The organism is Phyllobacterium sp. 22229, assembly GCF_052056495.1.
Lineage (GTDB): Bacteria > Pseudomonadota > Alphaproteobacteria > Rhizobiales > Rhizobiaceae > Phyllobacterium > Phyllobacterium myrsinacearum.
Window position 1 is genome coordinate 243,146 of the sequence record NZ_JBQEPA010000006.1, and the last position, 23,753, is coordinate 266,898.

Annotated in this window: 16 protein-coding genes and 1 riboswitch; of the genes, 8 read left to right on the forward strand and 8 right to left on the reverse strand. The window is 60.5% G+C overall.

Annotated features, from left to right (window positions below):
* Positions 1-59 precede the first annotated feature (59 nt).
* From ACTJJ7_RS09885 to ACTJJ7_RS09900, 4 genes are all read left to right on the forward strand, one after another.
* Complete coding sequence (locus tag ACTJJ7_RS09885; protein WP_440966799.1) at positions 60-1,118, forward strand: peptidase M14; 1,059 nt, start codon at positions 60-62, stop codon at positions 1,116-1,118.
* Positions 1,118-1,858, forward strand: coding sequence for an HAD family hydrolase (locus tag ACTJJ7_RS09890; RefSeq protein ID WP_440966801.1), 741 nt, complete (start codon positions 1,118-1,120; stop codon positions 1,856-1,858). The genes ACTJJ7_RS09885 and ACTJJ7_RS09890 overlap by 1 nt, the downstream gene beginning before the upstream one ends.
* Before the next feature lie 128 nt (positions 1,859-1,986).
* Positions 1,987-2,364: a glyoxalase superfamily protein gene (locus ACTJJ7_RS09895; RefSeq protein WP_440966803.1), complete on the forward strand. Its 378-nt coding sequence runs from the start codon at positions 1,987-1,989 to the stop codon at positions 2,362-2,364.
* 121 nt (positions 2,365-2,485) lie between these two features.
* On the forward strand, positions 2,486-3,121 hold the full coding sequence (locus tag ACTJJ7_RS09900; RefSeq protein ID WP_440966806.1) for a LysE family translocator: 636 nt from the start codon (positions 2,486-2,488) through the stop codon (positions 3,119-3,121).
* A gap of 37 nt (positions 3,122-3,158) precedes the next feature.
* Here the strand turns inward: ACTJJ7_RS09900 and ACTJJ7_RS09905 are convergent, their stop codons facing one another.
* On the reverse strand, positions 3,159-5,180 hold the full coding sequence (locus ACTJJ7_RS09905) for a long-chain fatty acid--CoA ligase (RefSeq protein WP_440966808.1): 2,022 nt from the start codon (positions 5,178-5,180) through the stop codon (positions 3,159-3,161).
* Between the two features lie 265 nt (positions 5,181-5,445).
* Between ACTJJ7_RS09905 and ACTJJ7_RS09910 the strand changes: the two genes are divergently transcribed.
* Positions 5,446-7,077, forward strand: a complete 1,632-nt coding sequence (locus ACTJJ7_RS09910) for a Na+/H+ antiporter (RefSeq protein WP_440966810.1) — start codon at positions 5,446-5,448, stop codon at positions 7,075-7,077.
* 18 nt (positions 7,078-7,095) lie between these two features.
* On the opposite strand, the gene ilvD is transcribed toward ACTJJ7_RS09910, so the two are convergent.
* Positions 7,096-8,949 (reverse strand): dihydroxy-acid dehydratase, encoded by a 1,854-nt coding sequence (gene ilvD / locus ACTJJ7_RS09915; protein WP_105733985.1) that lies wholly within the window; start codon positions 8,947-8,949, stop codon positions 7,096-7,098.
* 175 nt (positions 8,950-9,124) lie between these two features.
* Entirely contained in the window at positions 9,125-9,361 is a 237-nt protein-coding gene (locus ACTJJ7_RS09920) for an Lrp/AsnC ligand binding domain-containing protein (RefSeq protein WP_105733984.1), read from the reverse strand.
* A 104-nt stretch (positions 9,362-9,465) separates the two neighbouring features.
* Positions 9,466-9,552: riboswitch (glycine riboswitch) on the forward strand.
* Positions 9,553-9,768: 216 nt separating this feature from the next.
* Here ACTJJ7_RS09920 and ACTJJ7_RS09925 point away from each other — a divergent pair.
* The 3 genes from ACTJJ7_RS09925 to ACTJJ7_RS09935 all read left to right on the forward strand — a co-directional run bounded on the left by ACTJJ7_RS09925 (position 9,769) and on the right by ACTJJ7_RS09935 (position 17,892).
* Positions 9,769-11,043 carry a D-amino acid dehydrogenase gene (locus ACTJJ7_RS09925; RefSeq protein ID WP_440966812.1) on the forward strand — a complete coding sequence of 425 codons (1,275 nt, stop codon included), beginning with the start codon at positions 9,769-9,771 and terminating at the stop codon, positions 11,041-11,043.
* Between the two features lie 319 nt (positions 11,044-11,362).
* Positions 11,363-13,291: an autotransporter assembly complex protein TamA gene (locus ACTJJ7_RS09930; RefSeq protein WP_440966814.1), complete on the forward strand. Its 1,929-nt coding sequence runs from the start codon at positions 11,363-11,365 to the stop codon at positions 13,289-13,291.
* A complete protein-coding gene (locus tag ACTJJ7_RS09935) occupies positions 13,288-17,892 on the forward strand; it encodes a translocation/assembly module TamB domain-containing protein (RefSeq protein WP_440966816.1) in 4,605 nt (1,534 codons plus the stop codon). The genes ACTJJ7_RS09930 and ACTJJ7_RS09935 overlap by 4 nt, the downstream gene beginning before the upstream one ends.
* 39 nt (positions 17,893-17,931) lie before the next feature.
* Here ACTJJ7_RS09935 and ACTJJ7_RS09940 read toward each other — a convergent pair whose 3' ends face one another.
* The 5 genes from ACTJJ7_RS09940 to ACTJJ7_RS09960 all read right to left on the reverse strand — a co-directional run bounded on the left by ACTJJ7_RS09940 (position 17,932) and on the right by ACTJJ7_RS09960 (position 23,746).
* Complete coding sequence (locus tag ACTJJ7_RS09940) at positions 17,932-19,269, reverse strand: MFS transporter (protein ID WP_105733979.1); 1,338 nt, start codon at positions 19,267-19,269, stop codon at positions 17,932-17,934.
* A 100-nt stretch (positions 19,270-19,369) separates the two neighbouring features.
* A complete protein-coding gene (locus ACTJJ7_RS09945; protein WP_130271533.1) occupies positions 19,370-20,209 on the reverse strand; it encodes a fumarylacetoacetate hydrolase family protein in 840 nt (279 codons plus the stop codon).
* A gap of 27 nt (positions 20,210-20,236) precedes the next feature.
* Positions 20,237-20,989 (reverse strand): SDR family NAD(P)-dependent oxidoreductase, encoded by a 753-nt coding sequence (locus ACTJJ7_RS09950; RefSeq protein ID WP_105733977.1) that lies wholly within the window; start codon positions 20,987-20,989, stop codon positions 20,237-20,239.
* 22 nt (positions 20,990-21,011) lie between these two features.
* Entirely contained in the window at positions 21,012-22,814 is a 1,803-nt protein-coding gene (locus tag ACTJJ7_RS09955) for an IlvD/Edd family dehydratase (RefSeq protein ID WP_440966819.1), read from the reverse strand.
* Between the two features lie 32 nt (positions 22,815-22,846).
* The gene (locus ACTJJ7_RS09960; RefSeq protein ID WP_440966821.1) at positions 22,847-23,746 is read right to left on the reverse strand and encodes a carbohydrate ABC transporter permease; all 900 of its coding nucleotides are present in this window, start codon (positions 23,744-23,746) and stop codon (positions 22,847-22,849) included.
* Between the last annotated feature and the right edge of the window lie 7 nt (positions 23,747-23,753).

The following is a 23,753-nucleotide window of genomic DNA, read 5'->3' on the forward strand; positions in this document are numbered from 1 at the left end:
ACAGAATGGGTGTCCGGCGTCTGCTCCAGGGCCGGAAGTGAGGAACTGGAAAAGCATTGATGAAGACGGAAACGATTCAGCTGGCCGGCGATGTGCCGGGCAATCATATCGAACTGCGTGTGCTGCGTTTTGCCGGCAAGGATGAAAAGGCCGTCAGCGCCTATCTGCAGTCTTCGCTGCATGGTTCGGAACTGCCGGGACAGGCAGCCCTGCATTTCCTCATCCCAATGCTGGAAAAGGCCGGCAGGGAAGGGCGGATTGCCGGCGATATCACCATTGTTCCGCAGGCCAATCCGGTTGGTTCCGCCCAGTGGTTGTCGCACCAGCATCTCGGCCGTTTCGAATTCTTTTCCAGCGGCAATTTCAACCGCTCTTTCCCTTTGCTTGATACGTTCGACACATCGGGACTGGTGCCGCTCGATGCGCCAAAATCCCTGGCTGAACGGTTGAAGGCGCAATTGCTGCGCCTTGCTTTGCCGCACGACATCGTCCTCGACCTGCACTGCGATGACGAGAGTGAAAACTATCTCTATATCCATCAGGCATTCCTGCCGGAAATGTATGATCTGGCCGCGGCGCTCGGGTCAACGGCGATCCTGTCCTGGAACAGCACGGCCGATGCGGCCTTTGAGGAAGCCTGCGCCCATCCGGTGCTGCAATTGCCGCAGGGCAAGCGCGACATGACGCGGCGTGCGGTCACAACGGTCGAGTTTCGCGGGTTGAACGATGTCGATATCGCAACCGGCAAGGCGGATGCGGAAGGCTTGTACCGTTTCCTCGTTCATCGCGGGGTGGTCAGCGATCCCGCCGTCACGCTGACGGTTGATTTCAAGGGGCCGGTTACGCCGCTCGAAAACGTTGAAATGGTCCGCGCGCCGCAGGGCGGCATGATCCTGTTCCACGTGAACATTGGCGACGAAGTTGCGGCGGGTGCAAAACTTGTCACGGTCGTGACCGTTCCCGGCGATCCCTCCGGCGATATCACGCTGACAGCGCCGCAGGCAGGCCGTATCCTCACGCGCCGCAGCCATCGTTACACCCGCCGGGGCGACGACCTTCTCAAGCTCCTGGGCTCCAAGCGCTCCGAACAGGCGCGGCCAGGCTCGCTGGAAGCCTGATGCCCGGCGCGCACCCCTCGGAAATCCGCGCCATCCTGTTTGACAAGGATGGAACGCTGGTCGATTTCAACCGGACCTGGTTCGGCATCACCATGGAACTGGCGCACAAGGCGGCGAACGGCGATGCGGACCGGGCCCGCGCGCTTGTCGCGGCGGGCGGCTACGACTGGGAGATGGAACGGTTCCGCGGCGGCTCGGTTGTCGCAGCGGGAACGATCAACGACATTGTCGATCTCTGGCATCCGGAACTGACACTGGAAGAAAAACGCGAGCGTATCCGTGCCTATGATGACTACGCTGTCCGCGAGGGATCGCGGCGGGCCGTCGGCATCGATGGATTGCGCGAGACGCTGGAACGGCTGGCGGCGCAGGGTTTTATCCTTGGCATTGCCACGAATGATTCGGAGGCCGGTGCGCGCGCCACGGCCGAAGCGCTCGGGCTGACGCCGCTCTTTTCGGTCATCATCGGCTACGATTCCGTGGCACGGGCAAAACCCCATGCCGACCAGCTGGAGCTGTTTTCGGCCAGGATAGGCATTCCGGCCAGCGCCATCGCCATGGTCGGTGATAACGGTCATGACCTGGAAATGGCCCATGCGGCCGGTGCCGGATTGGCTGTTGGCGTTCTCTCCGGCAACAGCACGCTGGATGATCTGGCCTCGCTCAGCGATGCCATTCTGGGTTCGATTGCCGACCTGCCGGACTTTCTGGCGGGCCGCGGCAAAGCTTTGCGGGGTTGATGGAGGCAATACCTCACGCTATAGAAATCCCGTGGGCACCGTCTCATGATCTGATTGACGAAAGCAGCAGCTCCAACCGGCACCGTCCGGGAAAGCCTGCCTGAGCTTTCAAACCATGAGGTTATGACATGAATGATAGTCCCGCCCGCTCCATCCATTTCGGACGCATCGCAGCCATGCTGCCGGTTGCGGATATGCAGCGCGCCCATGATTTTTACACGGGCATTCTCGGCTTTTCCAAAACTTTCCAGAATGGCGATCCCGTCGGTTTCATGATTTTGAAACGCAACAATGCCGAGCTGCACCTGACATTGCAGAAGGGCCACAAGGCCGCGCCCTTCAATGTCATCCATATGATGGTGGACAACGCCGATGCACTGCACGCGATCTGCCAGGCACAAGGTTTGCGCATCATCAAGGGTTTGAAGGACAAGGACTATGGCCTCAGGGCCTTTGTCTTCGAGGATTTCGATGGCAACCGAATTGATGTCGGCCAGCCGCTTTAATCGCCCGCTGCCCTGTCCTTCCCGGTGAAGGACGGGGATGCACACCCGCTTGACCGGCCGCTTGCCATGGGTAATGTCAGCGGCGGGGATGCCCGCAATCTGGCGCCGAGGGGGAATGATCATGACCGCAGCAACACTTCTGGCCTTTGCCTTGGTTGCCTTCATTGGCATAGCAACACCCGGGCCGACGGTTCTCCTGGCTTTGACGAATGGCTCGCGCTTCGGCGTCCGCCGTGCGCTGGCGGGGATGATGGGAGCGGTCATTTCCGATTTCGTTCTGATCGGCTCCGTTGCCCTTGGCCTTGGCGCCCTGCTTGCAGCCTCGGAATTCTGGTTCTCGGTGGTCAAATGGCTCGGCGCCGGCTATCTCGCCTTTCTCGGCCTCATGCTCCTGCGCTCGAAGGGAACGCTTGACCTGTCGCTGCGCACTGCCACGCATGAGCCGCTGGCAACCACCCGCGCCATCTTTCTCAAGAGCTTCCTTGTTGCGGTGACCAACCCCAAGGGTTACCTGTTCTTTTCGGCTTTCCTGCCGCAGTTCATCGCGCCCGATATGCCGCAGATCCCGCAATATGCGGTGCTGGCGGTGATTTTCGCCACGCTCGATTTTGCAATTATGTTCGGTTACGCCCTGCTTGGTTCGCAGGCCGTCCGCGTCCTGAAGAAATCAGGCGCGCTGTGGCTTGACCGCATCTGCGGCGGTGCATTGCTGGCGCTTGCCGGTTCGCTTGCACTCTACCGGCGCGCAAGCGTCTGAAAAAGAAGAAAGCCGCGCAAGGCGGCTTTCTTGGATATCAGCCGCGCAATTCGCGCCGCAGGATTTTGCCAACATTGCTTTTGGGCAGTTCATCGCGGAACTCGACCGTCCGGGGACGCTTGTAGTTGGTCAGCCGTTCAGCACAGAATGCCTTGACGGCCTCTTCGGTGAGCAGGGGATCCTTGCGCACGATGAAGAGTTTCACCACTTCGCCGGAGTGCTCGTTGGGAACGCCGATTGCCGCCGCCTCGCGCACGCCAGGATGCTCCATGGCCACTTCCTCGATCTCGTTGGGATAGACGTTGAAGCCGGATACCAGGATCATGTCCTTCTTGCGGTCGACGATCTTGGTGTAGCCGCGCTCGTCCATGTAGCCCATGTCACCCGAGCGGAAAAAGCCGTCCGCCGTCATGACCTTGGCTGTCTCATCGGGACGGTTCCAGTAGCCGGCCATGACCTGCGGCCCGCGAATGCAGATTTCGCCAACTTCCAGCAACGGCAGTTCCTTGCCGTCATCATCGCGGATCGAGAAGTCGGTCGATGGCAGCGGCGTGCCGATCGTGCCGGAAAATTCCGTCGCATCCAGCCGGTTGGCCGATGCAACAGGCGATGTCTCGGAAAGACCGAAACCTTCGGTGATCAGGCCGCCCGTCACCTGGAACCAGCGATCGGCGACCGGCTTTTGCACGGCCATGCCGCCGCCCAGGGTGAGGATCAGGTTTCTGAAGTCGAGCTTGCGGAAATCCTCATTGTTGAGCAGCCCGTTGAAGAGCGTGTTGAGGCCGGGGAAAACGTGGATCGGCACCTTCTGCAATTCCTTGACGAAGGCTGGGATATCGCGCGGATTGGGGATCAGCACATTGTTGCCGCCGAGTTCCATGCTGATCATCGCATTCACGGTGAGGCCGAAAATATGATAGAGCGGCAAGGCGCAGATGAATGTCAGATTGTCCGGACGGCCTTTCTTGCGAAAGCCAACCTCAACCCAGAGGCGCATCTGCGTGACATTGGCCACGATGTTGCTGTGCATCAGCACCGCGCCTTTGGAAACGCCCGTCGTACCCCCCGTATATTGCAGGAAGGCGATATCATCACGCTTGATCTCGACCGGCTTCAGCGTGAGCGCAGCGCCTTGCGCCAGCGCTGTTTTGAACGGCGTGTGGCCGGGCAGGGACCAGGCTGGCACCATTTTCTTGACGCGGCGCACGACCAGATTGACGATATGGCCCTTGAGGCCCAGCATGTCGCCCATGGTGGCAACGACAACATGCTTGACCGGCGTCGCCGTCAGCACTTTTTGCAGTGTCGTGGCAAAGTTTTCGAGAATGATGATCGCTTTCGCGCCGCTGTCTTTAAGCTGATGTTCAAGCTCGCGCGGTGTGTAAAGCGGATTGATATTGACGACCGTCAGGCCCGCACGCAGGATCGCTGCGATAGCCACCGGATATTGCAGGATGTTCGGCATCATCACCGCAACCCGGTCGCCCTTGACTAGCCCGCGCGATTGCAGCCATGCTGCGAATGCCTGTGAATGACGATCCATCTCCGCATAGGTCATCACCTTGCCCATGCAGGTAAAGGACGGCCGGTTGGCGTATTTTTTGTAGGCGGTGGCAAAAAGCGCGTTGATGTTCTCGTAGGGCAGCGGTCCGATCTCGGCGGGAACGCCGTCCGGATAGGATTTGACCCAGAGTTTCGGTGCGGGCATCTCGGCGAGGGGCGCCGCCTTTGCCGTTGCTGCCTCGGCGGCTGGCGCCGCAGTTTTGGCTTTGGCTGCGGGCTTCTTTGCCGCGGGTGTCTTGGCGGGCGCTTTCACCGCCACCTTTTCCGCTGCCGCAGCTTTGGGTTTTGCCACTGTCGCGGCAGTCTTGGCCGGCGTCTTTGCTGCAGCGGGTTTCACCGTCTTGGCGGCTTCCGTTTTCTTGACCTCGCCAGCTGGTTTATTCGCGGCGGCTTTAGCAGTCTTGGCGGCGGGTTTCGCCGTTTTGGCTGGCGCTGCCTTTGCAGTGGCGCGCTTGGCTGTCACGGATGTTTTTACCGGCGTTGTCTGTTTTGCCACATTAACCTCCCCTGATGGTTTCCTTGTAGCTGGCCCACGGTCCTCCAACCCCAGACATGCTACTCAACAATTCTATCTATGGCGATAGGCGGTGCGCATGCAAGTATTACATTGACGTAAACGTAAAATTGATTGTCGCGGAAATGTCGTGCTTTGCCGCCAATTCATCCAATCGGCATGATATGGGCGCAAAGTTGCCAAGGTTCGCCTCGACAAAGCACCGGCCTTTCCTTCATCCTGCACCGACAATCAATATGGATTCGCCGTGGAAACAATCACCATCGTCCTGCTGATGCTTCTGGCCGTCGTGGTCAGTGACTCCATCGTGCGCGTGCTGCCTCTGGCCATACCGCTGCCGCTGGTGCAGATCGGTCTTGGCGCGGCGATTGCCTCGGTCACCAGCATCCGCGTACAACTTGATCCCAATATTTTCTTTCTGCTGTTCCTGCCGCCGCTGTTGTTTCTCGATGGCTGGCGCATCCCCAAGGAAGGTCTCTTCCGGGACAAGGGCATCATCCTGGAAATGGCGCTCGGCCTTGTCATCTTCACGGTGGTCGGCGTCGGCTTTTTCGTGCATTGGATGATCCCTTCCGTGCCTCTGCCGGTGGCTTTCGCGCTGGCGGCCATCGTCTCGCCGACCGATCCGATCGCCGTTTCCGCCATTGCGGCGCGCGTGCCCATTCCCTCACGCATGATGCATATCCTCGAGGGCGAATCCCTGCTCAACGATGCGTCGGGCCTCGTGTGCATGCGCTTTGCCGTTGCCGCGATGCTGACCGGCAGCTTCTCGATCACCGAGGCGTTCTTTACCTTCCTCTGGCTTGCTTTTGCGGGCATTGCCATCGGTATCGGTGTCACCATCGGGGTCACGCGCGGCAAGGCTTTTCTTGCCCGCAAGCTCGGCGAGGAAAGCGGCTCGCAGATTCTCATCAGCCTGCTTATTCCCTTCGGCGCTTACCTCCTGGCCGAACATGTGCATGCGTCGGGCATCCTTGCTGCTGTCGCGGCCGGTATCACCATGAGCTATGCCGAGAACACGGCCCAGTCCATGGCGCTGACCCGCGTGCGCCGCACGGCGGTGTGGGATACGGCGCAGTTTGCCGCCAATGGCGCCATCTTCGTTCTGCTCGGCGAGCAGCTGCCGGGTATTTTTTCCGGTGCCGTCGCGAACGTGCGGCACGGCGAGACGAGCCCCTGGTGGCTTCTGGTCTATGTGGTGGTCATCTATGCCGCCCTGGCTGCCTTGCGCTTTCTCTGGGTCTGGGCGTCATGGCGCGTAACCATGGCGCAGCGCCGCAGGCAGGGCGAGGCTGTGGTCAAGCCGAGCTGGCAGCTGATTGCCGCCATGTCGTTTGCCGGCGTTCGCGGCGCCATCACCCTTGCGGGTATCCTGACACTGCCGTTGTTTCTCTATGACGGCTCGCTGTTTCCGGCCCGCGATCTCGTCATTTTTCTCGCCACCGGCGTGATCATCCTGTCGCTGATCATGGCCAGCATCAGCCTGCCGCGCCTGTTGCGCAATATCGATCTGCCCATCGAGGATTCAAATCAGCGCGAAGAGGATTATGCCCGTATCGCTGCGGCGGAAGCCGCAATCATGGCGATCGAGCGGGCCCAGCACAGTCTGGCATCGGGCCGTGCCGATGCCGACATCTATACGGATGTCGCCAACCACATCATGGAGCTCTACCGCAAGCGTATCGACGGGCGCATGCAGCTCGGTGAAGAGCGCGAAGAAGTGGCGCGGAGCGAGGAGATCGAGAAGCTGCTGCGCATCACCGCGCTTCGGGCGGAACGGCAGGAAATTCACCGCCTGGTGCGGGCGCGGCGGCTCGAAAGCACCATTGCCACGAAAATGGTGCGGGATATCGACCTACTGGAAGCCCGCTTCCAGTAGGTGTTCCTTGAACCCTGGTTAGTTCCAGTCGTCCGGAATCTGGCGCACGGCACCCCTGGCGGCACTGGTCGCCATGGCGCCGTAAGCGCGCAGCGCCGTCGTGACCTTGCGCTTGCGCTTTTCCTCGGGCTTCCACGCGGCGGTGCCCTTTGCTTCCATCTTTGCGCGGCGCTCTGCCAGGACGGCATCGTCAACAGCCAGATGAATCCCGCGGTTCGGGATATCGATATCGATGATGTCGCCATCCTCGACGAGACCGATCAGGCCGCCTTCCGCAGCTTCCGGTGAAACATGGCCGATGGAAAGGCCGGACGAACCGCCGGAGAAGCGGCCATCGGTGATCAGCGCACAGGCCTTGCCGAGGCCCTTGGACTTCAAATAGCTGGTGGGATAGAGCATTTCCTGCATGCCCGGTCCGCCGCGCGGGCCTTCGTAGCGGATCAGCACGATATCGCCCGGTTTGATGCCGCCATTGAGAATGCCGAGAACAGCACTGTCCTGGCTTTCGAAAATGCGGGCGGGACCGGAGAATTTCAGGATGGAATCATCAACACCGGCGGTTTTGACGATGCAGCCGTCTTCCGCCAGATTGCCGTAGAGCACGGCGAGGCCGCCATCTCTCGAATAGGCGTGTTCAACATTGCGGATGACACCCTTTTCGCGGTCGAGATCGACATCGGCAAAGCGGCGGTCCTGACTGAACGCGATCTGCGTCGGCACGCCGCCCGGTGCGGCCATGAAGAAATCATGCACCGACTTGTTCTTGGTGCGCACCACGTCCCAGCGGTCAAGAGCAGCGCCGAGATTGGCGGCATGCACCGAATAGACCGATGTGTCGAGCAGCCCGGCGCGGTCGAGTTCGCCGAGAATGCCCATGATGCCGCCAGCATGGTGCACATCTTCCATGTGCACATTGGCAACAGCCGGCGCCACCTTGCACAGCACGGGCACGCGGCGCGACAGGCGGTCGATATCGCTCATGGTGAAATCGACTTCGGCTTCATGCGCGGCGGCCAGCAGGTGCAGCACCGTATTGGTCGAGCCGCCCATGGCGATATCGAGGGTCATGGCATTCTCGAACGCGGCAAAGGAGGCGATGGAGCGCGGCAGGACGGTTTCATCGTCCTGCTCGTAATAGCGGCGGGCGAGGTCGACCACGAGATGACCGGCCTCGACAAAGAGGCGGCGGCGGTCCGCATGGGTGGCGAGCGTCGAACCATTGCCCGGCAGGGAAAGGCCGAGCGCCTCGGTCAGGCAGTTCATCGAATTGGCGGTGAACATGCCGGAGCAGGAGCCGCATGTCGGGCAGGCCGAGCGCTCGATGGCCTTCACTTCCTCGTCGGAAATGCGGTCGTCGGCGGCTGCAACCATGGCATCGACCAGATCGAGCTTCTTTTCCTTGTCTTCCCAGATAACTTTGCCCGCCTCCATGGGCCCGCCGGAGACGAAAACGACGGGGATGTTGAGGCGCAGCGCCGCCATCAGCATGCCGGGCGTGATCTTGTCGCAATTGGAAATGCAGACCATGGCGTCGGCGCAATGCGCATTGACCATGTATTCGACGCTGTCGGCGATGATTTCGCGCGACGGCAGGGAATAGAGCATGCCGTCATGCCCCATCGCGATGCCGTCATCGACAGCGATGGTATTGAATTCCTTGGCGACGCCGCCTGCGCTTTCGATTTCGCGCGCCACGAGCTGGCCGAGATCCTTCAGGTGCACGTGGCCGGGCACGAACTGGGTGAACGAGTTCACCACGGCGATGATCGGCTTGCCGAAATCCTCGTCTTTCATGCCGGTGGCGCGCCAGAGCCCGCGGGCGCCTGCCATGTTGCGGCCATGTGTGGTTGTGCGTGAACGATAAGGAGGCATTGTCGAAAATCCTGCTGATGACGGGCGAGGGAGCATCTCTTACAGAAAAAGTGCTCCCATGGCAAAAGAATGGAATTTTATTGCCTTGAAGGGGCGTGATTCATTGCATTGATTACATAAGGCAGATGCCGGGCGCATGAAACGGGACGTAATGTCTCGCCCCGCCGAGCGCCTGTCAGAACGCGGTGAAGGTCAGCGTTGTCAGCGATCGCGCAATGCCTGATATATCGAGCACGTTGGTGTTGATGAATTTGCCGATATCCTGATCTTCCGGAATGTAGATCTTGGCCAGAAGGTCAAATTCGCCGCTGGTCGAATAGAGTTCGGAGACGATTTCACGCTCGAACAGGGTTTTTGCAACTTCGTACGTCTTGCCGGGTGCGCATTGCAGTTGCAGAAAGACAGGCTTCATAAATTCCTCCGGAAGGCTGGGCGATTTTCAGTCAGCATAATTGCTGCGGCGCTTCTTAGCCAGTTGTTCTCGTCTCGCAACTGCGATATATATCCCGCGTTCGCACAGACTATCTGGGAGAGACCGGTAAAACCGGCGCCGATGGAGCAACCGCCCCGGAAACTCTCAGGCAAAAGGACCAGAATAGTCTAGAACATCTGGAGAGAGGCATAACTCGCAAGAGATGTGCCCACCGAAGGAGAAAGCCCTGCCCGGTTGCATGACCGGAAAAAGGCGCCGACGACACGGATGATAAACATCCGGCGGGCGCGCGAAGGGCCAAGCTCTCAGGTTCCGTGACAGATGGGGTTTCGTGCCGTTGCCAACGGCGAAACTGAAACCATGTGTTGTCTGAGGACCGCTGCATCATGACCCATATCGCCATTATCGGCGCCGGTATCACCGGCGTGACAACCGCCTATGCGCTTGCCCGCCAGGGCTATTGCGTCACCGTGTTCGACCGCAATCGCTATGCGGCCATGGAAACATCCTTCGCCAATGGCGGTCAGCTCTCCGCATCCAATGCGGAAGTGTGGAACAGCTGGTCGACAGTGCTCAAGGGCATGAAATGGATGCTGCGCAAGGACGCGCCGCTGCTGATGAACCCGAAACCCTCCTGGCATAAATATTCCTGGATGGCGGAATTCGTCATGAACATCCCGCATTACGAAGAAAACACCATCGCCACCACCAGGCTCGCCATTGAAGCACGCAAGCGCATGTTTGAAATCGCTGCGGAGGAAAAGATCGATTTCGACCTGGAAAAGCGCGGGATCCTGCACATTTACCGTTCGAAATACGGCTATGATCACGCCATCAAGGTCAACAGGCTGCTGGAAGCCGGGGGGCTTGACCGTCGGGCCGTTACCAATGAAGAAATCCGCAGCATTGAACCCGCCCTGAACGGTTCCTTCTATGGCGGTTTCTTCACGCCATCCGATTCGACGGGCGACATTCACAAATTCACCCGCGGGCTTGCCGCCGCCGCCATCCGTCATGGCGTGCGCTTCGTCGGCGATGCCGATGTCGCCGAATTGAAGCATGGCACCGGCGGCGTCGTGGTCGCATGGAACAAGGCGTCCGCTGCCGATGCCGGGACGGAGACCGAACGCTTTGACGCCATCGTCATCTGCGCCGGTATTGCCAGCCGCAAATTTGCCGCCCAGCTGGGCGATCGCGTCAACATCTATCCGGTCAAGGGCTACTCCATCACCGTCAATCTGGATGACGCCGCGAGCCAGAAATCGGCCCCCTGGGTCAGCCTGCTCGACGACGACGCCAAGATCGTCACCAGCCGCCTTGGGGCGGGGCGCCTGCGCGTGGCCGGTACGGCCGAATACAATGGCGAGAACCGCGACATTCGCCATGACCGGGTCAAGCCGCTGGTCGATTGGAGCCGCGACCTGTTCCCCGGCATGGATACGTCCAATGTGGTGCCGTGGGCCGGCCTGCGCCCGATGATGCCGAACATGCTGCCGCGCGTCGGCGCGGGCAAGCGGTCCGGCGTGTTCTACAACACCGGCCATGGTCATCTCGGCTGGACGCTTTCTGCTGCCACGGCTGAAATCATCGCCGGGCATATCAGCGCCGCCATGCCCGCCGATGCTGGCCCGCAGGGCGGCTGGCTCGCCGCTGCCGAATAAACTGGATTGCGAGCAAGAAGAGCGTCTGCCGAATCAGGCGCTTCTTCTGCCTTCAAGCGGTTTTGTGGCAAACTATTGCACGTGCCACATAAAAAGTGATTGGGCCCTTGAATGCGCTTGTATCGCGGTTTTGTGGCGATATGGCCACTCATGCCAGGTTGTATGACCGGTCGGGCACCATTGCGGGTTGGCCAGCTTTTCCCGGCATGTTATCGTTTTCTTAAGCTCGAAGGGCGAATTTTATCAATTGCAGGCGGCGTGCGCACGTTTCCTGCGGTGTATCCTTGTGTTTATTGATGTGTAGGGAATTTGCTGGTTGATGGACTTGAAGCGCCCACAGGCCAGTTGTTTCGGTGCCGCATTGCTGGCCCTTACAGCCTTTGTCTCGCCTGCCCAGGCCTTTGATCTTTTCGGCGTTCATCTCTGGGGTGCCAAGAAGGAAGACGATGCTGATTCGGTCATCGCTGATCCGCAGAGATACACGGTTGAAACCGCTGCTTCGACGAGCGACGAAGCCAAGACCCTTGTAGAGGGCGCATCGAGCCTGTTTGCCGACAAGGACAAGCCTGCATCCGGTGCGGCGGGACTGCTTGCCAAGGCGCGCGGAGACTACCGCCGCATACTTGGCGCACTCTATGCCGATGGCCGCTATGGCGGCACCATCAGCATTCTCGTCGACGGCAAGGAGGCGAGCGATATTGCGCCGGATGCGGTGCTGTCCAAGCCGGCCAAGGTGGTCATTTCGGTCGATCCCGGATCGCAATTCTTGTTCGCCTCGGCCCGGGTCAAGAACATGGCGCCGCCGACACTTGATCCGAAAGACTTTGTCGAAAGCCCGGAAAAGCAGGGCTACGTCGCCGGCGAGATTGCCCGCTCGACAGCCATCGTCAAGGCCGAACGGCTGGTGGTCGATGCCTGGCGCCAGCAGGGGCACCCCAAGGCCAGGATTGTCAGCCGGGAAGTCGTCGCCGACCACGAGAACAACCGGGTTGATGCGACCATCGATGCCGACCCCGGCGCCAAGGCCGGTTTCGGGCCGGTGCAGGTCAAGGGTACCGAGCGCATGGACCCGGAATTCGTGGCGTTCATCACCGGCCTGCAGCCGGGACAGGAATATGATCCCGACGAAATCGAAAGGGCCAAGAAACGGCTGTCGCGCCTCGAGGTCTTCCGCTCCGCGCGGATCGAGGAGGGCGATGCCATTGGCAGCGACGGCCTGCTGCCGATCACGGTGGCGGTGCAGGAGCAGAAATTGCGCCGTTTCGGCGTCGGTGGCAGCTATTCGACACTGGACGGTCTCGGCCTTGAGACCTACTGGCTGCACCGCAACCTTTTCGGCCGGGCGGAACGCCTGCGCATCGACGCGAAGATCGGCGGCATCGGCAGCCAGTCCTACGATCCCTCGGAATACAGCTATCTGCTGGGTGCAAGTTTCACCAAGCCTGGCGTCTATACGCCTGATACCGATTTCATCGCCTCGCTGATTGGCGAGCGCAAGGTGCTCGATGCCTATACGCAGACATCGATTACAGCGGATGCCGGGTTCACCCAGATTTTCTCCGACGAACTCTCGGGCAAACTGACGGCCAATGTTTCCAAATCGCAGTTCAAGGACGATTTCTTCGGCACGCGCGATTTTCTCACCGTCGGTCTGCTGGGTGGCCTCACCTATGACAGCCGCAACAGCAAGGTCGATCCGGCGCGCGGCTACTTCCTGGAAGGATTGCTGGCGCCGTTCTACGAGATCGAGCATGGCAATTTCGCCACCAAGTTCACGGCGGAGGGCCGCACCTATTTCGGCTTCGGCAAGGACGACCGCTTCGTGCTCGCCAGCCGCCTGAAACTTGGCACAATTGTCGGCGCAGAAATTGCCGAGCTGCCTTCGGACCAGCTGTTTTTTGCCGGTGGCGGCGGTTCGGTGCGCGGTTACGCCTACCGCAACATCGGCGTCAATGTCGAGCGCAATGGCACAAGCTATGTGATCGGCGGGCGGTCGCTGGTCGAAGGATCCGTGGAGGCGCGCGCCAAGATCACAAACACTATCGGTGCCGTCGGCTTTGTCGATGCGGGCTATGTGGGCGAAGAGTCTTTTCCTGATTTTGCCCAGCAGTTGCGTGTCGGCGTTGGCGCCGGCATCCGTTACAATACGGGCCTCGGCCCCATCCGTCTCGACGTGGCGATGCCGCTCGACCGGCAGACCAATGACCCCAGTTTTGCTTTCTATGTTGGTATAGGACAGGCGTTTTGATCCGGATTTTCGCAGTCATATTCCTTCTGCTCTTTGCAGCACCGGCCCTGGCGCAGGATAGCGCCGAGGCGGAGAAGTCCTATTTCCTCAGCTTTGTCGAGGAACAGCTGTCGACGCCCAATCGCCAGATTTCCATTTCTGACATTCAGGGCGTCCTGTCGTCGGAAGCCAATATCGGCAGCATCACCATTGCCGACCGTGAAGGAATCTGGCTGCGCATTACCAACGCGAAAATTGTCTGGAGCCGTCTGGCGCTGCTGCGCGGGCGGCTGGATATCAACAGCCTCGGCGCCGAACGCATCGATGTCATCCGCAAGCCGTTGCCGGACACCAGCAGCCTGCCTTCCCCCGAGGCTAAAGGATTCAGCCTGCCGGAATTGCCGCTTGCGGTCATCCTGCAGAATTTGCAGGTGGGACGCATTGCCTTCGGCGACAGCATTTTCGGATTGAAGTCGGAAATCTCTCTGGCCGGCAGCCTGACACTCGATGGCGGCTCGCTGGATTCGAACCTCAAGGTGCAGCGTCTCGATGGCCCGGGCGGTACCTTTGCGATCAAGGCGGCCTATGCCAAGGAAAGCCAGAAGCTTGATCTGGATCTGTCGCTCAATGAACCGCAGAACGGTATTGCCGCCAATCTTCTCAATATCGAAGGCAGGCCGCCGGTTGCACTTGCCTTGAAGGGATCGGGTCCGCTCAGCGACATTGCCTTGCAGCTGACACTCGACGCCGCGGGCAAGCGTGTTCTCACCGGCAGCACGCAGATCAACCGTCAGGGTGAGGGGCTTGCGTTCAAGACAACCGTCGATGGCGCGATCGCCATGCTGGTTCCGCCGCTCTTCCGTGATTTCTTCGGCAACGATACGGCGCTCGTGGTCAATGGCGTGGTGCGCGATGCCGGTGGTGTTTCACTTGACCGGTTGAACATCAAGAGCGCTGCCCTTGCGGTCGATGCGACGGCCGATACAACCAACGATGGGTTTTTGCGCCGCTTGAAGGTGAATGCCTCGATTGCCGATCCTAGTGGCAAGAAGGTCATTTTGCCGGTTGCAGGCGGCCAGACAACCGTCGACAAGGCGGTGCTGGCGGTTGCCTTCGGGACGAGTGCCGGCAATGACTGGTCGAGCACGCTCGATGTCACGAACCTCACCACCAACAGTCTGGCCGCCAAATCGGTCAATCTTGTTGCCAAAGGTCTGGCGGAAAATCTCGACAATCCGGCCGCCCGTTCCCTGAGCTATGATGTGAACGGCGATGTGTCGGGCATCACGGCCAAGCGCGCCGATATCGCCAAGGCGCTGGGCGACCTGATCCAGCTGAAGATCAACGGCAATTGGAAGGCCGGTACGCCGGTCAATCTCAAACAGGCGCTGGTTGCCGCCAATGGCTTCAGCACGTCGCTGGCGGGCACCATCGACAAGTTCATTTATAATGGCGACATCCTGGTCAAGGCATCGAGCATCGCACCGTTTTCGGAACTCACCGGACGCGATCTCGCCGGTTCGCTTGATCTGAAAGCCAATGGTGCTGTCGAAGCGCTGACGGGCGGCTTCAATCTGATGCTGGACGGCCATGCAACCGGCATGAAGCTCGGCATTGATGCGGCGGATCGCGTGCTCGAGGGCGAAACGCGCATCACCGGCGGCCTTGCACGCGGCGAAGCGGGCCTCAGCGCCAGAAATTTCCGGGTTGAAAACCCGCAGACGCTGGTCACGGCCAATGGCACCTTTGCCACGGGCGCCGCCAATTTCGACTTCGGTCTCGATCTCACCAACCTCGCGCTTCTGTCGGAAAAGACCAGCGGGGCGCTCAAGGTCAAGGGCAGCGCGCGCGGCAGTGACGGCATCATCGCTCTCGCCTTCAATGCCGGTGTGCCGGATGGCAAGCTCTCCGGGCGCAAGCTCAGCGAAGGCGCGTTCTCCTTCAATGGGCTTCTGCTCAAGGATGCGCTGGATGGCAAGGTATCCGGCCTGGCGTTCCTCGATGGCGTGCGGGCGGATCTTGCCACGGAACTGGCCCTGCACAAGGATGAAAAACGCCTGAGCAATGTCCAGTTCATTGCCGGCGGCACACGGCTGCGCGGTGACGTCACCCAGGACAAGAAGGGACTGCTTCAAGGCAACCTGACGCTGGCTTCCAGCGACGTGTCGACGGCGGCAGCCCTGTTCCTCTTGGAGGCAACCGGCAAGGCGAATGCCGCCATTGCGTTGAACCATGATGACGAGAGCCAGAACATCGACATCAAAGGCGATATTGACGGGTTGAAGGCCAGCAATGTCACCGTCGGCAAAGCGGCGGTTGCGCTGGCCGCCCAGAACATCTTCAAGGTTCCGTCCGCCAATGGCACGATCACGGCCACCACGGTTTCGGCCGGTGGTGTCGATATCTCGACCCTCGATGCCCAGGCGGCGCAACAGGGCAAGACCACCGATTTCAAGCTGAACGCCGCGCTGAAAAATGGTGCGAAGACATCCGTTGGCGGTTCGCTCGAACCGACGGACAAGGGTTTTCTCCTGTCGCTCGCCAATGCGGACCTGACCCGTGGCGCGCTTGCCGCCCGGCTGGTTCAGCCAGCCGCCATCAATGTCGCCGGCAGCAATGTTTCCTTCGGCGATATCATTCTCGATATCGGCAAGGGCAAGGTCACGATTCGCGGCGATGTCGCTGAAAAGCTGGACCTCGCCGTTGCCATCGAGAAGCTGCCGCTCGATGTTGCCAATGCGGTCAAGCCCGATCTGGGACTGGGCGGCGAAATCAACGGCACGGCAAAAATCGGCGGCACGCGCGACAAGCCTGACGTGAACTTCAATGTACAGGCCCGTGCGATCACGGCCGCCATGCTGAAAAAGGCCGGACTGGATGGTCTCAATCTGGACGCCAAGGGCACCTCGACCACGGATCAGCTCAATGTCGATGCGCGCCTGACCGGCGCCAATGGGCTCGATGCATCGGCCAAAGGTTCGGTTCCGCTGACGCCGGGACAGCTTGCCGTCGATCTGACGCTCGGCAACCTGCCGCTGCGCGCCCTGAATGGCGTGGTCAAGGACCAGAACCTTGCGGGCAATGTCACCGGCAGGGGCCGCATTACCGGTACATTGCAGAAGCCCAATGCGGAGTTTGACCTGAAGGGGTCGGGCCTGTCCGCCAAGCCTTTGCAGGACGCCGGTCTGTCGCCGTTGCAGCTGACCGCTGCGGGCCGCTTTGCCAATGATACGCTGACCCTGACCTCGGCCAAGGCTGACGGGCCTCAGGGCTTCACCGTGTCGGCCAATGGCAATGTGCCGGTTTCCGGAAACGGGCTAGGCATCAATGTAACCGGCAATATCCCGTTGGCCCTCGCCAACCGCTTCCTTGCCGATCGCGGCACGCAGGCGAAGGGCAATATTGATGTCACCGCATCCGTCTCCGGCAGCTTCCAGCAGCCGCTCATCCGCGGCATGTTCTCGGCCAATGGCGCCGAAGTGGTGGATCCCGAAACCAATCTGCGGCTGCAGCGCATTACGCTGCTCGGCAGCATGGAAGGACAGACCGTAACCATCCGCACGCTCAATGCCGGGCTTTCCACCGGCGGCACTGTCAGCGCCACCGGCACCGTCTCCACCGATGCAGCGGCCAATTTCCCCGCCAACATCCAGATCAAGCTCGATAAGGCCCGCTATGCCGACGGCAATCTTGTCGTTGCCACGCTGACCGGCGCGCTCGGCATCAACGGCCCCTTGACGCGTGATCCCGTGATTTCCGGCAATATCAATGTCGACCGTGCGGAAATCAGCGTTCCCGAAAGTTTTGGCGGTTCATCGGCGGTCATCGACGTCAAGCACAAGAAGACGCCGAAGGCCGTGGCCAAGACATTGAAGCGTGCCAAGGCCGATCAGCCCGCCACGGCAACACCCACCGCGCGGCCGAGTGTGGTGCGGCTCGATATCAATGTGACGGCGCCCAACAAGATCTTCGTGCGCGGCCGTGGGCTGGATACGGAAATCGGCGGCTCGGTGCGGCTGACCGGCCCCGCAACCGATATCCAGCCGGTCGGTGCGTTCGACCTGGTGCGCGGACGTCTGGAAATTCTCGGGCAGCGTATCACCTTCACCGAAGGCCAGGTCACGCTGGTCGGGGACCTCAATCCGGAACTCAACTTCGTGGCCAGCACCCAGAGCAGCGACATCACCGTCAATGTCACGGTCAAGGGACGGGTATCCAATCTGCAGATCGCCTTCTCGTCGCAGCCGGAATTGCCACAGGACGAGGTGCTGGCCCGCCTGATCTTCAATCGCTCTATCAGTGAATTGTCGCCGCTGCAGATTGCGCGGCTGGCTGCCGCTGCGGCCGAGCTGGCCGGCGGATCGAATTCATCCCTGCTCGACAGCCTGCGCAAGGGCACCGGCCTTGATGATCTCGATGTGACCACCGACAGTGAAGGCAATGCCGGCGTCAAGGCCGGGCGCTATATCCGCGACAATGTCTATCTTGGCGTGGAAGCGGGTGCTGCCGGCAAGACCAAGGGCACGATCAACCTCGACGTGACGCCGCAGCTCAAGGCCAAGGGCTCCGTCGGCAGCGATGGTGATTCCGGCGCCGGTGTGTTCTTCGAACGCGATTACTGACCGGCGCTGCAGGAACGGAGGAGGACGTCCTTCTCCGTCTTAGGTTCTTGGCGGGAGCACGGGCAACGGTTCGGCGCGGCCGACCACAAAGGCATAGGTGAAAGCGCCGACCAGCGCCATGAAGGCTGCCATGGCGAATGAGGGCGTATAGTTGCCATGGAAGCGGTCAAGCAGCGCGCCGAACAGGAACGGGCTGATAATGCCGGCAATGTTCGAGGCAAAATTCTGGATACCGCCGATCGATGCGACGTGATGGGAACTGGGCGCTACATCAGCGGGCAGCGACCAGATGGCCGTGGCGGCTACGGCGAGGCTGCTGTAGGAAATCGCCAGGAAGATGAGTGCCATGTAAAGCGATGACACCAGTGCTGCCGGGAGAATGGCTGCGCCGCCCAGCAGACCTCCGACCATGATGAGCTTGCGAATGGCCGTGACATCGGCACCGCCGCGGATCGCCCGGTCCGCCCAGGCGCCTGCGCTCCATGCGGCGACCACCGCGGTCAGGCCCGGAATCATGCCGAATGTTCCAAGTTCCGCCAGGTTGAGGCCACGTGCATTCTTCAGGTAGTCCGGAAACCAGGTGAGGAAGAAATAGATGACGAAATTCAGGCAGAAAAATCCGATCATCATGCCCCAGATGGTGCGGTAGCGGAAAAGGTCGATCCAGCGAATCTTGACGGCTTCCGCATCGTCGGTTGCATCGGTGCGCCCGCCATTGTCGGTGATGTACTGGCGCTCAAGGTCATTGGCGCCGGTGTGTTCGGCCGGATCGCGGTACATGACATACCAGAAGAAGGCCCAGACAAGGCCGAGCGCGCCGAGGATGGCAAAGGAATAGTGCCAGGTGGTCAGGGCGATAATGCCCGTAACGATCGGCAAGGCCAGCACGGTACCGACACGCGAACCGGAATCGATTACCGCCGTGGCGAAGGCGCGCTCGCTCTTCGGGAACCAGCGGGAGGCTGCCTTGGTCGCGCTGGGATAGGCGGGGGCTTCCCCGGCGCCGAGGGCAAAGCGCACGGCAAAAAATCCCCAGAAACTGGTGGCCAGCGGCGTCAGCGCGGTGAAGGCCGACCACCAGACCGCGGCGATGGTGAATGACCGGCGTGATCCGACCTTGTCGGTGAACCAGCCGGCAATGAGCATCATGCCGTCATAGGCCCAGAAGAAGGCGCCGAGGATCAGACCCTTTTCCGCATTGGTCAGCTGGAGATTGAGCTCGGCATCGATATAGGGCAGTGCCACGCTCAGATTGGCCCGGTCGAGATAGTTCATCGTTATGCCAAGAAAGCACATGGCAAGAATGATGTAGCGGACCTTGCTGGCGCCCGCCGGTGCCTTTTGCGGCGGATGGGCGGATGACGTTGCGATGCTCATGAATGGACCTCCCAGTACCGTTCGGACGCTGCGCAACGCCCATGGAACCGCACCGTCATCGGGTGCGGTGATTCTCATAGTAAGGAAAACCGGCTGCTTGTCAGCCCTGAACGACCGTCTGCTTTTGCACGCCCAACCCCTCAATGCCCAGTGTCATGACATCTCCGGCCTTCAGGAAGATATTCGGTTTCTGGCCAAGGCCGACGCCGGGCGGCGTGCCGGTCGAGATGATGTCGCCGGGATGCAGGCTCATGAATTGCGACAGGTACGAAACGAGATATTTGACGCCGTAAACCATCGTTTCGGTCGAGCCGTTCTGATAGCGATGACCATTGACCTCCAGCCACATTTTCAGCTTCTGCGGGTCGGCCACTTCATCTTTCGTCACCAGCCATGGGCCGGTAGGTCCGAATGTGTCGCAGCTCTTGCCCTTGGTCCACTGCCCCTGGCGCTCGGCCTGGAATGCCCGTTCCGACACGTCATTGATCAGGCAGTAACCCGCCACATGATCGAGTGCTTCGTCCTCACTGACATATTTGGCGTGCTTGCCGATAACCACGCCAAGCTCGACTTCCCAGTCTGTCTTCAGCGAGCCGCGCGGAATTTCCACATCGTCGTTCGGGCCCACAATGGCCGAGGTCGCCTTCATGAAGATGATCGGCTCCGGCGGCACGGTTGCGCCGGTTTCCGCCGCATGGTCGGAATAGTTGAGGCCGATGCAGATGAACTTGCCGGTTCCCGCAACACAGGCGCCGTACCGGTCGACGGTGACCTCGGGCAGTGAAGCCGGGTCGATGCTGGCAAGCTTTTTCAGCCCCGCAGGCGAAATCGCTTCACCGGCGATATCCCCGACGTGAGCGGAGAGATCGCGAACCTTGCCATCCTTGTCGACAAGCCCCGGCTTTTCCTGACCGGCGGGGCCGTAACGCACGAGTTTCATGGGGTAACCTTTCTGATTGGGAGGGGATCAATAGGTGGCGCGGCCACCGGAAATGTCGAAAACAGCACCTGTTGTGAACGAGCATTCCTCGCTGGCGATCCAGCTGATCAGGGATGCCAGTTCATCGACGGTACCAAACCGCTGCATGGGTATTTTCGACAGCATGTAGTCGATGAATTCGGGTTTGAGCTGCTGGAGGATCGGCGTATCGACGGTGGCCGGGGTAATGGCATTGACGGTGATGCCGTCATGCACCAGCTCCTTGCCGAGCGATTTGGTCAGGCCGATCACCGCCGCCTTCGACGCGCTGTAGGCTGAAGCATTGGGATTGCCCTCCTTGCCGGCAATGGAGGCAACATTGACGATGCGGCCATAGCCGTTCTTCTGCATGAACGGCACGACAAAGCGGTTGCAGTAGAACAGGCCGTTGACGTTGATATCGAATACCCGCTTCCATTGATCGATCGGATAATCCGCCACCTTGGCGTTCGGCCCGGTGATCCCGGCCGAACAGATGAGGATATCGATCCTGCCGGCGCTGGCGGCGGTGTGCTGCGCCGCCTTTTCCACCTGAGCCGGATCGGAAACATCGAGCGCCAGCCCAAGCGCGCCCTCACCGAGCCTGGCTTTTGCGTCCTCGATCCGTGCTGCATCCACGTCCCAGAGACTGACCGTGCCGCCCTCCGACACGATCCGCTCCGCCGTCCTGTAGCCTATGCCGGAAGCACCGCCGGTAATGACCGCATGCCGCCCCTCATAGCGCCTGATGGTGTTCGCCATGTTCCCTCCCGAACGGTTGGCCTCAGTGGTTGTCGCGCGGCAGTCCCTTGGTCTGGGCAATACGCTGGAAATCGACTGCCGGTTTCAGGACCATGCCCTGCGCCAGCTGATCGACCATGCCGCGCTGGATTTCCTGCCATGGCGTCTGGCTGGCCGGATATTTGTAGCCGCCCGCTGCCAGAAGGTCGTCCCGGCGCTTCTGCAGTTCCTCGTCATCGATGAGGATGTTGGCGGTGCCTTTGCGCAGGTCGATGCGCAGATGGTCGCCGGAGCGCACCAGTGCCAGACCGCCATTGACGGCCGCCTCGGGTGAGGCATTGAGGATGGACGGCGAACCTGACGTGCCGGACTGGCGGCCGTCCCCAAGGCATGGCAGCGCGTGGATGCCTTTCTTCAAGAGATAGCCCGGGGGCTGCATGTTGACCACTTCGGCCGCGCCGGGATACCCGATTGGTCCGGCTCCGCGCATGATCAGGATGCTGTTTTCATCAAGGCCGAGCTTCGGATCGTCGATCCGGGCATGGTAGTCTTCCGGGCCCTCGAACACTTCGGCAATGCCTTCGAATGCTTCCGGATCCTCCGGATCGGATAGATAGCGCTCGCGGAATTCGTCGGAAATCACGCTGGTTTTCATGATGGCGCTGTCGAAGAGGTTGCCCTTGAGATTGATGAAGCCGGCCTTCTTCTTCAGCGGTGTCTCATAGGGGCGAATGACGTCGGTGTTGAGATTTTCGACACCCTCGCAATTGGTGCCGATGCTCTTGCCGTTAACCGTGAGCGCCGAGGGGTGCGGCAGGCGCTTCGCCTTGAGCAGTTCCGCCACGACGGCAGGTACGCCGCCCGCGCGGTGGTAATCTTCGCCCAGATACTCCCCCGCAGGCTGCAGGTTGACCAGCAGCGGCACATCATGACCGATGGCCTGCCAGTCATCATTGTCGAGCGCGATATCGAGATGGCGGGCAATGGCATTCAGATGGATGGGCGCATTGGTCGACCCGCCGATGGCCGAGTTGATGACGATCGCATTCTCGAAGGCCGCGCGGGTCATGATGTCGGAGGGCTTCAGGTCTTCGCGCACCATGTCGACAATGCGCTTGCCGGTGTCATAGGCAATCTGGCCGCGTTCACGGTACGGTGCCGGGATGGCCGCGCCGCCGGGCAGTTCCATGCCGAGTGCCTCGGCCAGCGAATTCATCGTGGTCGCGGTGCCCATGGTGTTGCAATAGCCGACGGACGGTGCCGACGACGCCACGATGTCCATGAACTCGTCGTAGTTGATTTCGCCTGAAGTCAGCTTTTCACGCGATTTCCAGACGATGGTGCCGGAACCGGTGCGCTCGCCGCGGTGCCAGCCGTTCAGCATCGGTCCGACGGAGAGGGCGATAGCGGGAATGTTTACCGTGGCAGCGCCCATCAGCATGGCCGGCGTGGTCTTGTCACAGCCGATGGTCAGCACGACGCCATCCAGCGGATAACCGAAGAGGACTTCCACCAGCCCGAGATAGGCGAGGTTGCGGTCGAGTGCTGCGCCGGGACGCTTGCCGGTTTCCTGAATGGGATGAACCGGAAACTCGAACGGGATACCGCCCGCCGCGATGATGCCGTCGCGCACCCGCTTGGCCAATTCGATGTGATGGCGGTTGCAGGGCGAAAGGTCCGAGCCCGTCTGGGCGATGCCGATGATCGGCTTGCCCGACTGCAGTTCCGCCCGTGTCAGGCCGTAATTGAGATAACGCTCGAGATAGAGCGCCGTCATCCCCGGGTTGTCAGGATTGTCGAACCATTCCTGCGAGCGAAGCTTTTTCGGGGTTTTGGTGGTGGTCATGAAAGCAACTCCTGGATGGGGGCACACCCCAATTACTCTTTGACCGCGCCGGTCATCGAGGACACGTAATAATCGACAAAGAATGAGTAGAGGATGACGACGGGCAGCGAGCCAAACAGCGCCCCTGCCATCAGCGAACCCCACTCGAAAACATCCCCTCGCACCAGCTCCGTCAGGACACCGACCGGGACAGTCTTGTTCTCCGAGGACTGGATAAAGGTCAGCGCATAGATGAACTCATTCCACGACAAAGTGAAGGCGAAAATGCCGGCAGAGATCAGTCCGGGCACCGCCAGCGGCAATATGACCCTGAAGAGGATTTGCCAGCGCGAAGCGCCGTCGACGAGGGCACTTTCTTCCAGCTCAAACGGAATCGAACGGAAGTAGCCCATGAGCAGCCATGTGCAGAACGGAATGAGGAAGGTCGGGTAGGTGAAGATCAGCGCCAGCTTGCTGTCATAGATGCCGAACTTGAAGACGATCACGGCCAGCGGAATGAACAGGATCGAGGGCGGCACGAGATAGGCAAGGAAGATCAGGAGCCCGACCGAGCGCGAGCCCTTGAAGCGGATGCGCTCGATGGCGTAGGCGGCAAAGACCGAGGCTGCAAGCGACAGAACGGTCGCGCAGACCGAGACAACGAGCGTGTTCCACAGCCAGCCCGGATAGGAGGTCTCGAACAGGAGATATTTGATATGGTCGAGTGTCGGCCCGACCACCCAGAACGGGCTGTAATTGTTGTAGTCCGTCAACTGCGAGTTGGGCTTCACCGCCGTGATTGCCATCCAGTAGAACGGGAACAGCAACACGATGATGAAAACAGCCAGCGGCAGGTAGAGCACGACGATGCGCCGCGGCAGCCGGTTGAGATAGCTCATGCCCTGCGCGTCGTCGGTGAGTGTCGGCGTGGCGGTCTGTTCGGAAATGCTCATGGTCTCT